Origin of the sequence: Idiomarina abyssalis (assembly GCF_900116625.1) — a bacterium.
GTDB classification, from domain to species: domain Bacteria; phylum Pseudomonadota; class Gammaproteobacteria; order Enterobacterales; family Alteromonadaceae; genus Idiomarina; species Idiomarina abyssalis.
The window spans coordinates 262049-275972 of record NZ_FPBE01000001.1 but is presented as its reverse complement, the minus strand read 5'-3'; the positions used below and the strand labels follow the sequence as shown (position 1 = coordinate 275972).

The 13924-nt window shown below is 45.0% G+C and carries 21 protein-coding genes; 1 reads left to right on the top strand and 20 read right to left on the bottom strand.

What is annotated here, in order from left to right; translation table 11 throughout:
- Nucleotides 1-23: 23 nt before the first annotated feature.
- The 19 genes from BM359_RS01345 to queE all read right to left on the bottom strand — a co-directional run bounded on the left by BM359_RS01345 (nt 24) and on the right by queE (nt 12064).
- A complete protein-coding gene (locus tag BM359_RS01345) occupies nt 24-323 on the bottom strand; it encodes a hypothetical protein (RefSeq protein WP_054487219.1) in 300 nt (99 codons plus the stop codon).
- Nucleotides 320-862: an RNA polymerase sigma factor gene (locus BM359_RS01340; protein WP_054487217.1), complete on the bottom strand. Its 543-nt coding sequence runs from the start codon at nt 860-862 to the stop codon at nt 320-322. Before BM359_RS01340 ends, BM359_RS01345 begins: the two co-directional genes overlap by 4 nt.
- On the bottom strand, nt 855-1202 hold the full coding sequence (locus BM359_RS01335; protein ID WP_054487214.1) for a DUF6249 domain-containing protein: 348 nt from the start codon (nt 1200-1202) through the stop codon (nt 855-857). Before BM359_RS01335 ends, BM359_RS01340 begins: the two co-directional genes overlap by 8 nt.
- Before the next feature lie 78 nt (nt 1203-1280).
- Nucleotides 1281-1814 carry a DUF1543 domain-containing protein gene (locus BM359_RS01330; RefSeq protein ID WP_054487211.1) on the bottom strand — a complete coding sequence of 178 codons (534 nt, stop codon included), beginning with the start codon at nt 1812-1814 and terminating at the stop codon, nt 1281-1283.
- Nucleotides 1815-1823: 9 nt separating this feature from the next.
- Nucleotides 1824-2039 carry a DUF1653 domain-containing protein gene (locus BM359_RS01325; protein WP_054487210.1) on the bottom strand — a complete coding sequence of 72 codons (216 nt, stop codon included), beginning with the start codon at nt 2037-2039 and terminating at the stop codon, nt 1824-1826.
- 34 nt (nt 2040-2073) lie between these two features.
- On the bottom strand, nt 2074-2922 hold the full coding sequence (locus BM359_RS01320) for an MBL fold metallo-hydrolase (protein WP_054487207.1): 849 nt from the start codon (nt 2920-2922) through the stop codon (nt 2074-2076).
- A gap of 121 nt (nt 2923-3043) precedes the next feature.
- Complete coding sequence (locus BM359_RS01315; protein WP_143441126.1) at nt 3044-3505, bottom strand: hypothetical protein; 462 nt, start codon at nt 3503-3505, stop codon at nt 3044-3046.
- A complete protein-coding gene (locus BM359_RS01310) occupies nt 3459-3851 on the bottom strand; it encodes a DUF192 domain-containing protein (RefSeq protein ID WP_054487201.1) in 393 nt (130 codons plus the stop codon). Before BM359_RS01310 ends, BM359_RS01315 begins: the two co-directional genes overlap by 47 nt.
- A complete protein-coding gene (locus tag BM359_RS01305; RefSeq protein ID WP_054487199.1) occupies nt 3848-4636 on the bottom strand; it encodes a type II secretion system F family protein in 789 nt (262 codons plus the stop codon). The genes BM359_RS01310 and BM359_RS01305 overlap by 4 nt, the downstream gene beginning before the upstream one ends.
- Nucleotides 4633-5484, bottom strand: coding sequence for a type II secretion system F family protein (locus BM359_RS01300; RefSeq protein ID WP_054487197.1), 852 nt, complete (start codon nt 5482-5484; stop codon nt 4633-4635). The genes BM359_RS01305 and BM359_RS01300 overlap by 4 nt, the downstream gene beginning before the upstream one ends.
- Nucleotides 5466-6689 carry a TadA family conjugal transfer-associated ATPase gene (locus BM359_RS01295; RefSeq protein ID WP_054487195.1) on the bottom strand — a complete coding sequence of 408 codons (1224 nt, stop codon included), beginning with the start codon at nt 6687-6689 and terminating at the stop codon, nt 5466-5468. Before BM359_RS01295 ends, BM359_RS01300 begins: the two co-directional genes overlap by 19 nt.
- Nucleotides 6689-7891 carry a type II and III secretion system protein family protein gene (locus BM359_RS01290; protein WP_054487193.1) on the bottom strand — a complete coding sequence of 401 codons (1203 nt, stop codon included), beginning with the start codon at nt 7889-7891 and terminating at the stop codon, nt 6689-6691. The genes BM359_RS01295 and BM359_RS01290 overlap by 1 nt, the downstream gene beginning before the upstream one ends.
- Nucleotides 7876-8583, bottom strand: a complete 708-nt coding sequence (gene cpaB / locus BM359_RS01285; protein ID WP_054487191.1) for a Flp pilus assembly protein CpaB — start codon at nt 8581-8583, stop codon at nt 7876-7878. Before cpaB ends, BM359_RS01290 begins: the two co-directional genes overlap by 16 nt.
- Entirely contained in the window at nt 8580-8771 is a 192-nt protein-coding gene (locus BM359_RS01280; protein ID WP_054487189.1) for a hypothetical protein, read from the bottom strand. The genes cpaB and BM359_RS01280 overlap by 4 nt, the downstream gene beginning before the upstream one ends.
- The gene (locus BM359_RS01275; RefSeq protein WP_054487187.1) at nt 8768-9268 is read right to left on the bottom strand and encodes a hypothetical protein; all 501 of its coding nucleotides are present in this window, start codon (nt 9266-9268) and stop codon (nt 8768-8770) included. The genes BM359_RS01280 and BM359_RS01275 overlap by 4 nt, the downstream gene beginning before the upstream one ends.
- A gap of 2 nt (nt 9269-9270) precedes the next feature.
- Nucleotides 9271-9810, bottom strand: coding sequence for a hypothetical protein (locus BM359_RS01270; protein WP_234972448.1), 540 nt, complete (start codon nt 9808-9810; stop codon nt 9271-9273).
- Complete coding sequence (locus BM359_RS01265) at nt 9797-11020, bottom strand: pilus assembly protein TadG-related protein (protein ID WP_054487185.1); 1224 nt, start codon at nt 11018-11020, stop codon at nt 9797-9799. The genes BM359_RS01270 and BM359_RS01265 overlap by 14 nt, the downstream gene beginning before the upstream one ends.
- Nucleotides 11020-11295 (bottom strand): Flp family type IVb pilin, encoded by a 276-nt coding sequence (locus BM359_RS01260; protein WP_054487182.1) that lies wholly within the window; start codon nt 11293-11295, stop codon nt 11020-11022. The genes BM359_RS01265 and BM359_RS01260 overlap by 1 nt, the downstream gene beginning before the upstream one ends.
- A 97-nt stretch (nt 11296-11392) precedes the next feature.
- On the bottom strand, nt 11393-12064 hold the full coding sequence (queE, locus tag BM359_RS01255) for a 7-carboxy-7-deazaguanine synthase QueE (protein ID WP_054487180.1): 672 nt from the start codon (nt 12062-12064) through the stop codon (nt 11393-11395).
- Nucleotides 12065-12126: 62 nt separating this feature from the next.
- On the opposite strand from queE, the gene queC reads away from it, so the two are divergent.
- Nucleotides 12127-12783 (top strand): 7-cyano-7-deazaguanine synthase QueC, encoded by a 657-nt coding sequence (queC, locus tag BM359_RS01250; protein ID WP_054487177.1) that lies wholly within the window; start codon nt 12127-12129, stop codon nt 12781-12783.
- Between the two features lie 15 nt (nt 12784-12798).
- Here the strand turns inward: queC and nagZ are convergent, their stop codons facing one another.
- Nucleotides 12799-13791 (bottom strand): beta-N-acetylhexosaminidase, encoded by a 993-nt coding sequence (gene nagZ / locus BM359_RS01245; RefSeq protein ID WP_054487174.1) that lies wholly within the window; start codon nt 13789-13791, stop codon nt 12799-12801.
- Nucleotides 13792-13924 lie beyond the last annotated feature (133 nt).

Below are 13924 nucleotides of genomic sequence, written 5' to 3'. Positions count from 1 at the left end.
TACGCGTAAAGTGCATTACCGCGCTAACTCCGTTGCTGCGTTGACCAGAACGTTATTGAGCAAAAAGCTACAATAGCCAGTGTGAGCAAGTACGGTGACTGAGCCATGAAACTCCGTACCGGAGCCAGAATTTGATTCCCCGACACCACCCATAAAGCAGCCGCTACCAACAGCGCACTCATAAATGCCAGCAAAACAAGAATGCGACGTCTCTTCTCAGACTTTCGAATTGAGCTAAACGTTTGCTCAGTAAAGCTTTCATCAACTAAGCGAGTTTTATAGCTGAGAAGATCATTCAAAGCGTCATGTTCGGGTGCACTCATGAGGCAACCTCCTGCTTGTTTTGTGGGGCGCTGACAATATCAATCAGCTTTTGTTTTCCCCGGGCAATATGAGATTTAACCGTGCCAAGCGGTAAGTCAGTAATCGCGACAATTTCCTGATGGCTCATTCCGGCACTTAAAGACAAGGTTAAACAGGTGCGTTCCGGCACCGAAAGATGCCGCATTAGCCGCTCAACCATAATGTCGCTATCAACCGTACTGGATGGCCCCGGCATGAAAGGCAAGGCGTCGCCAGCTACCTCATTATGGTGATGCGACTTACGCCGCTCATTTAAAAAGCTACGATACGCAATGCTGTGCAGCCAACTACTGAAACTTGCCTCGGCACGGAAACTTTTCAGGCTCTTGTAGGCGCGCAAAAACACCTCCTGCGCCAAGTCATCCGCTTGTGCGTGATCGCCCGCGGTTAATCGACGCAGAAAGTTCCGGACGCCATTTTGATGCTGGCGAACCAGAGTCGCGAAGGCGTGCTGATCGCCACGGGCAATAACCCGTGCAATCAGCGCTTTATCATTCATCGTTAGTTAAGTAAGCCGAAATTAAGAAGGCGACGCCAATAAATACCGGGAAAACCCCGAACATAACGCCAACATCCAAGTCACCCACTGACCACCCGGCCACTAAACAGGCCAGCCCTGCTGACACCAAAACCAGACCTTTACGACGGTCGCCATGACGACTACTGGGCGAAGTGCCCAACTGCCCTAAAAGCTCCGAAGTTAGTGTGCCTCCGTTTTCCAGATGCTTTTGCAAAGTTAACTGTAAATGCTTTTTATGATGAGCCGATAAAGCCAAGCCCACAATAATAACGATTGAAATACTCAGCATAGCTGTAATTGGTACCCAAAGATCGGACATAACGCCCCCTATTGTTGTTCAATTGTTTGACTTACACAGTATTAGACACAACAACGAATACTTTTGGATGCAAAAAATTTATGGCAATGGCTGATAACCTTTCCAGTCCGGCACTAATTCCTGCTGTTCACCGTCGTATTCAAGCGTTATGAAATGCTCATCCACCAGGTCTACGCACAGGCAGTCATCCACAGCCAATAAGTCGTCTTTATGAATTTGCTCTGCGCCAGCTAAGCCTGCTTTAGATACTTGCGCACGCGCCAGTTGCTTTGCCGAACTCGATGAGTCAGCAACCACCACGGTAAAGTCGTGATACTCAGCAAGTTTATTGGAGAAATAGCCGCCAAAGTTCACAAAGTATAGCTGCTTACCCGAAGTTTCAGCCGGCTTGGTTTGGGTAAGATGAATACGGTAGCCATCTACGTGGTGCAAGTGAACAAAGCTGTCCAGGTGCAGTCCTTTCTGTGTACCAAACCAGCCTTTGCGAATGGCAGGATAGGTATCTTCCATGCACTTACCCACCACAAAGCGAACGTCGTGCAGCTCAATATTGGCACCGGGGGCTGTGCCACCCACATAAACCAGAAACAGCTTGTTATCGGTTTCGCTCATTGTTTTACCCTACTCGTTACCAACAAATTGAAACCGCGGTACCTGGGTACCGTTCACATTTACTGTTTCCACGAACATATCAAAGGGGCGTACCCAAAGCTTTTGTTCACCGTAAAGGGGCTGATAAAGCACCACCCACTCTTCAGTTTCACTGTGGCGGGCGGTATCAATAACGCGGTAACGTCCGCCTTTGTAATGCTCGTAAATGCCTGGTTTTATGGTCATGTCATTGAGTTCCATGAGTAAAAAACTGCAGCTATTATCGGCGATCAAAATATGATTGCTCAATAAATGTTTTGTAAACACCCTCTATATTCTGCGGTAGCCACTGGTCATACATTTTTAAATCGGAAAACTCATCAAGCTTTATGTCCTGTTGCAGCGTTTCCAGACTTTTACCTGCCAGCATGCCGTCACGCACTTCGGCATATAAGGCTTCAAGGTAGCTTAAATAGCGCACAACGTCCTTTCGTGATCCCATATCGGCATGAGCGCCCACAAATACATCAAAAGGCTGCTCCTTTAACACTTGCTGTGTTGAGTTGATCATTCCATGAATGTCATACCCTGGCAGGGTCTCATAAGGCATACGACCAAGCACTATCCAGTCGGCCACGAACAGGACATTCTCCGGCATAAAACGCATACTGACTGAGCCTCTGCCGTTATTAGGACCGTAGTACTTCATTTGAACCGAGTGCTCACCCAACTTTACCGTCAACTCGTCGCTAAAGGTCATAGTAGGTAAGGCTGTGGGTGCTTTTGTCCAGCGCAAGTCTTGGTCTGCGTATTTATGGGCGATAACCTCTACACCCTGCTGCGCTATAACATCGCCACCCAACGTATGGTCTACGTGATTATGGCTGTACGCTAAATAACGTATGGGCTGATCAAAACGCTTTGCTAGCTGCTGCTTAAGATGCTGGGCAGCTTTTTTATTAATGGGATCAGTAACAAAAAGACCCTGCTGCGTAACCATAAACACAGAATGGTAATGGCCTGCTGAAAACCGATAGACATTACCCTTAACCTTTTCAATAGAGTAATCAGCCGCCATTACCGCAGTACACACACTAAGCCACAACACCACAGAGAAGAAGAGTTTCATTATTTGTTGCTCCTGGTTTTTACTATTTAGAGTGTACGGTTGTGAGCAAGTCTTCGATTTGAAAACAAGGAACAAAAGTCATACTTACACTTTATCAAAACTCTTTAAGCATCATTTTCAACTATGCCGACTCATCTCTTGGTGTCTCATGCAATCTAGCTTTCTGAAGCTCTAGTAGCTCACGTAATAACATTTCGAGCTCTCCATCAAAAGTATCCAACTCTACTCGCGCATCCATTAAAATGTTCGTTGTTTGCCGAAGGCTTAATAAAGCCAAGTTAAACCAGACTTCCTCGTCTGCTGCATTCATTTTCAGTGAGTTTCTGTAAGCTGACTGACTCGCCTCAAACCTATACTGTCTGAAGTAAATATTACCTAGCAATTTCCAGCTTTTATCTGTTCCAAGTCCCTTTTTATGCAACCAATGCAAATGCTGCTCCGCTGACAGAAGATCACCGGTTTGATACCAATTAATTGCAGATTCAAAACTTTGTTCTCGTGCAAGCTTCTCCTGAACCGTTGTACTACACCCAGAACTAACTAAGCTCAATAGAAATACTACAATCGTAAGGTTTCTTTTCATTTCGCTCTCCATGCGCTTTAACAAATTTTAGTTTCTTTCCAATCCATTTTTCTAAGGGCCAAAAACTTCCTGAAGCCATTTCAATTAATCCATATGCTCCCTTAAAGCGCGCAACTTCATTTGGACATATCAAACGGCGAACCTCGATAATAATTCTATCTTTATCCAGAGCAACAACATCGATAGGTTCCTTCATTCCCCACGTGTGAATTGATTTACAGAATGGGAACCAAAAAGCTCTATCTGGTGTTGGTTGCGGTTCATTCATCATCCCTATTAATCGCTGATGAAACTTTTTCATTTCTTTTACTTTAGGCCATAAAGTCACTTCCCGACTTTCACTCATCCAAACCCTCCTTGGCTTAACTGCACAATAACAGGCCCCAAAATAACCAAAAAATTTACTGGAAAAAAACAAGTTACCAGTGGAAACAACAACTTAACAGGAGCTTCCTGAGCTCTTTTCTCAGCCGAGTTAAGTAACTCCTGTCTCAGTTGATTCGCATAAAACCGTAATGACTTTGTGAGACTTGCCCCCTGTTGATACCCTTTAATCAGCATTAAGCTCCACTCTTTAAGTTCATTAGCCTCATACCGTTCCGAAAGCTCCTCCATAGACTTTGAAAAACTAGCTCCCCTCCGTAGTCGGCTCAGCATCGCTCTTATTTCAGTCGCAAGCAGTAGCTCACTACATGATTCGGACACTTTTTCCAACGCTGAAATAAGAGGGACACCAGAGGCGATCATCATTGCGATTAAATCGCAGAAGTCAGGTAACTGGCGAACTACAGCGCGATTACTTTTCCTAGCTGCAACTCTTCTCTTGTTAATTACTTGCAGTATCAGCAATATATAAATCGCTAACGCCAGCCAAACCCCGGACGCCCAATACACTCCTACTGATACACTAGCCATTACGATCCAGAAGAAAAAAGAACGGGCTTCGCTATTTAAAGTTTCGATTTTTAAATGACTGGCAATCCATTTCCTTGATCTTTCAGGTAGGTAAAGCCAGATCGTCGATATTAAATTATCAAGCTTGTCTCCAAGAGCTAGAAACTGCCAAACTGTCACAGCGAGCAATACGCAACTTAATGATGCGGCAAATATTAATAAGGCTATTAGAATCATCTTTCATCTTCTGGATGCATAATACGTTTAACCATCCACCCGCCAATTGACATTAAGAAAAAAGCAGTCATCAACATAAAAATACCGACGAGAGACTCCGTAAAAAGTGCGGTATGCTCTGGCTTAATCCAGCTCAAAAGGAAATACAATCCAACCGGCATCAGAACTAGAATTTTCGCTTGCATTCTAGCTTGCGAAGTAAGAGTCAGTTGACGCTCTCGAAGGTGCTGCTGTTGCTGTAAATTATCCGCTAACCTCAGAAATAACTCCGACTGCTGACCTCCGCTTCTCAAACCTAAAACCAAAGATTGAACCACGAGCTTTATTGAGAAGATTGGCAGCCTGAATTGCCAATGCTCTAAGCAGTCTATGAGCGGTTTTCCCATTTTCTCCTGTCTCAATAACTCATCTATCTCCTGACCAAGAGGAGCAGTCATATTCCCTTTAAAGCTCTTTAGAGCTGAACCAACGCTTGTTCCACTTCTAATTTGGTTACTTAAAGCAATCAACATTCCTGGAAGTTGTTTTTCAATTTTTAGCAGACGCCGCTTTTTGAAGTATCGATAAGAAAAAGGCGGGGCCAGTAAAGTAAAAATAAAAGTAATAGCGGCCCACTTAATATCAACATATGCCCAAGCTAATAAAGGAAATAACAAAGCAACTATCAAGTAAAACCTGAGCAGAGTTTTCACAGGTAACCTCAAGAAAAACTCTTCTAATGATCGAACAGCAGAGCCAGCCAGTTCTTCTTCAATTTTTTGATAGCGCTTAGGCGTCAGGTGTGACAAAACCCATATCCAACAAAGTCCACTAATAATAATCAATAGTACTAGAGTGAGGGTGAACATGAGCCAGCCTCCATAATTGATCTCCATATATCTTCACGAATATCTTCCCTCTGATCGTCCGCGAATTTACAAAGAACCTGATTACTCACTAGCGACTTTTGACTACTTGAATATTCAAATAGTGCTGACATTTGAAGAACATCATCATCGACTCCTGTGACCTCATTAATACTAATTACGGCTCTTCTGCCATCAGGCAGACGAGCTATTTGTACAACAAGGTCAACAGCACTTGCTATCTGTTGCCGCAAAGCTGAAACAGGCAGCTCAATCCCTCCCATGAGAACCATAATTTCCAAACGTCTCAATGCGTCTCTGGCACTATTTGCGTGTACCGTACTAAGCGAGCCTGCATGACCGGTATTCATTGCCTGCAACATATCTAAAGCTTCCGGTCCCCTGCATTCACCTACAACAAGTCTATCTGGCCTCATTCGTAATGCGTTAATGACAAGCTCTCTGATGCTAATTGCACCTACGCCCTCTTGGTTTTTGGGTCTGGCTTCCAGGCTAATTAAGTTATCGTGATGCAGTCTTAGTTCTGCGGCATCTTCAATAGTTAATATTCGCTCTTCTTCTGATATCTCCTGAGATAAGACATTTAACAAGGTCGTTTTCCCTGTCCCGGTACCTCCAGATACAATGATATTCTGACGACAACGAACGGCGAATTTCAAAAAATCTGCAGCCTGTTGAGTCAGAGAGTTACCGGATACCAAGTCTTCTATTGTTAAGGACTTATTCGTAAATTTCCGTATAGTGAGACAAGAGCCTTTAGTTGCAAGAGGCGCCAATACAGCATTAACGCGGGATCCATCAGGTAAGCGAGCATCAACCATTGGGGATGCTTCATCGATATGTCTTCCGAGAGGAAGAACTATTTTATCAATAGCTCTGCGTAACGCTGCTTCATTACTAAATTGTTCAAAGGCTCTCTCTAGCTTACCTGCACGCTCGACATAAATATGTTCGAAACTATTCACCATGATTTCACTCACAGTGTCATCAGCAAGAAGCCTTTCAATTGGTCCCAAGCCAATAACTTCAGCGACTGCATCTTTGATATCTCGATCATCTGCACTGGTGTTCTCTTTTAAGAATGACTCAGCGTAGACTCTTAATTCGGACTCATTCATCTCATCAATACTAGGATCTCGTGTATCTAAACGAGCTCTAAGACAATTAATTAAGGTGACAGATGCCATCAGAATGTCTCCTTCAACTGCAAAATTGAATCATCCCTGTACCAGCCATTTTTCTGTGCTAGTTTATCGCGCCTGTCACGAGCTTGTTTCTGGGCAGTATCCATACGTTCAGCCGTAACCATGATCACGAGTTCCGTAGCTTGACTTCTGCTTTGTTGGCTATTGAAAGCATTCTCTATCACAGGTAGCTCCCCTATCCCTGGAACGTTATCTTCCTGAGCTGACTCATCCGTACTTAATAGCCCTGATAAAACCATCGTATCTCCGTCATTTGATAGAAATACTGATTCTGTTCGTCTACTCAATATTCCCGGAACACCAGACACGGAAACTGCTGGATCAATATTGCTTAGTTCTGCATGTAACCGGGTCTTTATCTTGTTCTCCGCCAATACAACCGGCTCAATAATTAGCTTTATCCCGTATTCACGAAACGTCACATCCTGCATTCCTTGAGCCACGACTTGAGGAATTGGCAACTCGCCACCTGCAAGAAAAGTTGCTTTTTCACCGCTCTGAGTAGATAAAGTAGGGTTCGCTAATAACTTAGCCAAACCGCGACGCTGCATAAGCATTAGTTGTGAGTTTATTTCTGCATCCCATTCAAATAGCCCGGATAAAGCGCTTGAAAAAGTAGGTCCACTGGTTGTCCCTTGCCAGCGAATTCCAATGTCTTCAAGATACTGCCGCTTAGTCTCCAGAATATTAACTCGGAGGGTAAGCATGGGGGCTTGTTTTGAAAAAGGCTCAGTTAAGTTCAGCACTCTCTCGTTACTTTGAGATAGCCTATTTAATTCATCATAGTGCCTTTTCGATACCTGACCCGACAGTACAGTCACTCCTTGCTTATCTACTTTCCTTAGATCATTTTCTTCTTCCACAATCGCATTGATACGCGCACTGGTTGATAGGGAAAGAGTATCGGAAACACTGATGTCCAACTTTCTCACTTCATCTCGATGACTGAGCCAAATATCAGTCTCTCCTTCTCCTAAAGCCCTTAGAACGACTTGAGAATTACTTAAAACATGAACATCCACTATGCTCTCGTCGCTAACTACAATGTCTGTGCCAGGATCAATACTGACTATTTGAGTTTCACCTTTCTTAAGGACATAGGAGAGATCACTAGCATACGCCCCTGCAATATAGATAAATAAACAGAGTAATGCTGAGCACATTAACTTTATTGGACCTTCCATGGTTCCACCTTGCTTTGTTTTAAATCTTTGGACCAAACTTTTGTTTTAGATAACTGACGGCCACGAGCCCATACCAACATGGGACTCCCCAAGGCTCTGGTAAAACTCTTAACTTCATTAGGCGCTATTAATAAAGTCAAAGAATACGAGCCGTACCCTTCCTCTAAGCCGTGAGTTTCAAATATTTCTATCGCACTAAAGGCGTTATATTCCCTACCTTTATCAAATGAATCTCCAACAAAAACGATATCAACCACATCCCCTTCTTTTAGCAAGGCGTTATGGTGCCCTAAATTATCCGTATTAACCGTGATAGCGTAATAACCATTAGGCAACTTTTCGGAGAGACCACTATTTCTATTGTTCACTAACACACGTTCGGAAACGGGCTCTCCTGGCTCAACGGAATCTCGAAGCTGTCGACCAAGAACTAGACCAGCCTCACGCTCGACGTACCAGTTTTCATTAATTAATTCTTCCGGATACTTGCGAGCCAATAAGTCCTTCGCCGAAAGTACGTGACCGGCAGTCAAATCCTTAGCAAATACAACGACACTCCCCGTGCTTCTCGAGGCTTCTTCTAATCTCCGTGACGTTTCTTGTTGTAAGTACTGGTTAATTAGCCAGACTGTGACTATCGAAATTACAAAGCTAAAGCTAACGGCAAAAATCCATTTCGCCTTTTTTGTCATGAAGACCCTCCTGGAATTAAAACTAAATAGCGCCAAATAAAGTGATAGAACTCTTTCGCCTTTCGACCTGTCTCTATTAAGTAATCAATGAGAGAAAACTGCTCTTCAACAATTAACAAAACGGTCATTATCAGTAGCGAAATGAGCAACCACTCAGTTGATGCCTGACCACTTTCCTTTCGAATCATAAGATATGAACCAAAATCACATACTCGCCTTGCTCAGAGAACATGAGGCGGCCCATATCTTCTTTGAAAATCCAGACATCGTTCTCTTTTTCAATAGATTGGAAAGCATCAACTTTTTGGCTGTAATAAAACATCATCGATGTTTGTAGCTGTTTAAGAGGGTATCTAGCCAAGTATACCCACACTTCTTTACCGTTATTTTCATGTTTTGAAATTGGAGTAAACGGACCTTTTAAAAGTTTCTCTTTAGGTGGGAAACTAGTCATTGGCATTAGCACCCACTGTTCATTCTCAACTTCAAATAGCGTCCAGTCCGTCCCGTCGATAGGACAAAGCCAGAAAATCGTCTTTCCCCCCGGACAGTATGGATAGAACTGTTCCAGCGCTTCCCAGTCTGGAACTTTAGGATCATCCAAAAAAAGTGCATTAACACTAATAGAAGAGCTAATAGGCTGTTCTACCCAACTCCAATCATCTAGCACGACAGGCAAATCCATAATTAATCCTTTTTCTTATATGCTTCCGGCGGAACAACATCTGGAGAAATCGTTCCAAATATTAGTGAATCCGAACTAAGTTCTTCAGCTAAAAAAATCCACCCTATTCCTTCCTGTATTAACCGCACTGCATCCCCCGACAGCGCGTTATTAACAACTAACGATGCAGGTCGACTTGATAATTCATCTGGGGTTTGTGCTTGCCAGCTATTATTGAGCCGCGCCATTGGATAAAAAGCTTCATTGTTAGACGGCTTAAGAACCCGTAAATTATCCCCTTCAAGACCTATAGGTAGTAACCTATTTATTGGGTCAAAAAATATCTCAGTATGTTTGTTTAAACGATAATCACCGGATAGGCTGGTTTTATCATCGCTCCTAACTCTTTCCCATATAGCCTCGCGGGCTGCGATTAAGTCAGCTGTATTAATTTCTATAGCTGGAGCGAGCACTTCCTGTACCGAAATAAAAATAGCGGCAAGCCCTCCAACCGATAAAATGAACTCAATAACAGCCTGTCCAGTTTGCTTAAAGGGCTTCACGGCCTAATATCCCTATCTTATCGATGTCTGAAATGGCTACTAATTCAGCTTCCCACAACGCATTGAAGAGGTTATCAGTTTCTATATACTCATCAGCCCGCGGAAAAACACTGCTTGGTCGGTTAAAACTTGTTCTCGATTTTGCATACGCAGCTTGCTTAATACCACTTACCTTAACTATGACCGTATCCATACTCATGTTTAGAAAACTACTAAGACGCATGAAACTAAAACGACGAGGCTCATCATTTAACGATCCCATCTGCGCCAGAGCCATCCGAGAAGACATCGAGTTGCTGCGAAAGGCACCACCATAATTTGAACGATGATAACGTCGTTGATCCTGAGCCTTTGCTCCCCAACCTAACGGAAGCTGTTCTTTGAAGCTTCCTATAAACCAACGCCGACCGTGGAGTGAAACAGAATCTAATGCATGCCAATCCCAGCCCCCGTTTCTGTTTCTCGATAATTCTGTACCACCTCGTTTCACTATTTTATGGGTAAAAACATTGACCCAATCGTATCCTCTACTTTTGCTAAACGGGTCAAGACTTTTAAGAGTAAGTTCTTCTAACTCCTTAGATTCGTTTTTATTCTTGGTGTTGCGCACTTCAGTCTTGCGCCACCATAGGCTTGGAAACGGTGCTATTCCGCCGCCTTGATATGCTTCCCAGCTAAGCTCTTCTGAATGTTTGGAAACGATATCCTGAATAAGCAAAGGCAGTTCTATAGCAAAGCTTGCATCTAACAGTCTTTGCGCTGCAGATATTCCCTGTATTACCGCAGACTGGAAACGAATCAGGGTTTTCACAACCTGCTCAAAGCCTTCTTCAATACGCGCAATTATTGTTGATAGTGCTCGGGTGATTTGTCCTAGATATGGAATGAATGATGTAACGGCTTCGAGATTATCAGCCGTTCTATCGAGCATAGCTAAATAGCTCGCCAACCCCACCCATTGGGCAATTGCCACCTGATTACCAATAAGCGCGCGATTTGTTAATGCTAGAAAGTTCATCTGACGAGACATTGCAACAGCTGCGCTATAAGATGCGTTATCAGCAACACTTTGCAAGTACCACTGACGCCTGGCGTGTTTACCCATATCCGTTACGGCAAATAATAATAATGACACCAATAGCAACACCCCGATCATTAAAATCAGGGTTTGCCCTTTTGCACGTGGATTAGAAGCCGTCAAGACGCTCATTATTGTTCGCCTTGCTCCGTAGCTTCATTATAGTTACCGAGGTTTACTTCCTTATTAGCAACTGTACCGGCACGGCGCGAAGATTGGCGAGCTCTATTGATTTGCTGGGAAGACGACTGCCCTGTCATTTCCTGAGCAAGGCCAGCGACCTGGTTACGTATGGACTTACCGAAAAGTGAGTAAACACCGATTGCCGCAACGGCAATCAAAGCTACAATAATAATATATTCCGTCATTCCCTGACCGCGAGAACGTCGAGCAAAACCCGTATTCATAATTCCCTCCTGGCATACAGTCAAACACCACAATTGGCGTTGAGCTCAGGAAGTATAGATCGGGTTTTAGAAGGTCAGATCAGAAGTAGCAAATGTCTTACTCAATATTGAGATATTTATGCATCTGCACAGAAAGGCGCCAGTTACGCGCTATACAGGTTTTCATGGCAAGCTCTGTGGCGCGTGGCCGCTGGCTTATGGGTTGCAGGCAAATTACGGCGTCTGCTTTGGGCGGGCAGCGTTTTAGAAGGGAGTCTAACGCGTCTATGTGCTTTTGCATGGCTACGGGGTGCTTTACTTCGTTAGCGCGTGCCATACAGTCTGGGCGTACCAGGTAGCCGCCTGGCATATCAAGCTTGGGCGACACCGTTACCCAGGTGCTGTCTGTTACTTTTAGCTCAAAGGTACCGCTGGTTTCTATTTGCAGCTGGTAGCCTTTGGCTTCTAAGGCGCTGCCAAGCGGCAGCAGATCAAACATAGCGGGTTCGCCGCCGGTTATAACTACGTGTTTGGCGGTGTAACCTTCTTGTTCAAAGCGGCTGATAATGTCTTCTGCCGTCATTTCAGCCCACTCAGCGTTGGCTTCGGTTTTTGCCATTAGGCGCTCAACGCTTACCTGGTCACTTGGGTTGGTCTCCCATGTGTGCTGGGTATCGCACCATGGGCAACCCACAGGACAACCCTGCAAACGCAGAAAAATAGATGGCACGCCGGTAAAGGTGCCCTCGCCTTGCAAGGTTTCAAAAATTTCGTTGATGCGGTAAGGCATAGCTTCCGTTAAAATGGCTTTGGCTAGAATGTATGAATGCGGATTATACGGGGAGTTACAGCATGTCGCAAAAGGTCGTTGTTATTTATTCAGGCGGAATGGACTCGTTTACCGTTTTGCACAAAGCGCTACAAGAGGGAAACGAGGTTCTGGCACTGTCGTTTAACTATGGGCAACGCCATGTAAAAGAGCTTGAAGTTGCGGCTAACGTCTGTAAACAGCATGGAATACCCCATAAAGTTGTCGATATTACCGCTATTAATTCTCTGCTTTCCGGCAGTTCACTCACCGACGACATAGACATTCCCGAAGGGCACTACGAAGAAGAGTCAATGAAATCTACCGTAGTACCCAACCGCAACATGATTTTGCTGTCACTGGCCATTGGTTACGCGGTGTCTGAAAACGCCTCGGCGGTTTACTATGGCGCGCACTCGGGTGATCACGCTATTTACCCCGACTGCCGCCCCGAGTTTGTACGACAAATGGACGTAGTGAGTAAAATGGCCAACTACGACCCGGTAGCCGTTCACGCCCCCTACTTAGATGTAGATAAAAATGCAATTTTAGCCGACGGCCTGAAAATGGGGCTGGATTACAGCCAAACCTGGACTTGCTATAACGGCCGCGACAAAGCCTGTGGTAAATGCGGTGCGTGTCAGGAGCGCTTAGAGGCCTTCGCCGCCAACGGCATTGAAGACCCCCTTCTTTATGAATAAAGAGCTATGAATAACCTACAACCAGCGTTGGGCTTGTTCCCAGCGTTCGGTGCGTTTTAACTCTTCCAGCGAAACCGCTGGCGATGACATCAGCATTCTATTCACACGTTGTGCGCTTTCTGGCTCGGTAGCGGGTAAGTTAGCGTCCAGCACTTGCACTGCGCCTGCTCTGTCGTTACACACCAGTATCATGTCGCAGCCGGCGTTAAGAGCGGCTACGGCGCGTTGCTGCATGTCACCGGCAACGGTAGCGCCCTGCATAGACAAATCGTCACTAAATATGGTGCCATTAAACTGCAGCTCGCTGCGCAGTATTTGTTGCAACCAAAACTCGCTAAAACCGGCGGGCTGAGGGTCAATTTGCGGGTAAATAACATGGGCCGGCATAATGCCGTCCAGTTTCTGGCTTAATGACAAAAACGGCTTTAAGTCATGGGCCCTAATTTGCGCCAGAGTTCGGTCATCTTCAGGAATGGCAATGTGGGAATCCGCCTGAACGGAGCCATGCCCGGGAAAGTGCTTGCCGGTACACGCCATGCCCGCCTCGTGCATGCCTTCAATAAAAGACGACGCCAGTTTAGAAATTTCAGATGGCACAGCCGAGAAAGCACGATCACCAATAACGTCACTGCAGTCGTCTACGTCCAGCACCGGTGCAAAGCTAATATCAATACCTACAGCCTGAACCTCTGCTGCCATTAGCCAGCCTAAGTCGCGGGCGGCGCGCTGTCGTTCGTCTTCATTTTCTATTTGTTGCAGCGACCCCATAGCAGGAATGGCGCTAAAGCCTTGACGAAAACGCTGCACACGCCCACCTTCGTGGTCTACCGCAATGAGCAAAGGTTTGTCGGCGGCAGCTCGTGCCTCGCGTGTCAGTGTCTGTAACTGCTCTAAGGACGCAAAGTTGCGTGTAAATAAAATAAGGCCGTTAACGGCGGGTGCCGCAAGAAGCTTTTTGTCTTCGGCGGTCAGCTCAGTGCCCGCAATATCTATCATTACTTGTGCCATAACAGCGGCTTTCTCGTTTGGTTTTCAATAGTCAGCAGTTTGCCATGAGTTAAGTAAAGACGCCATGTTCCCTGTTTATCTTTTCGTTCCTTATGCTAAATTAACATTTTTACAACACAACAAGAGATGCAGT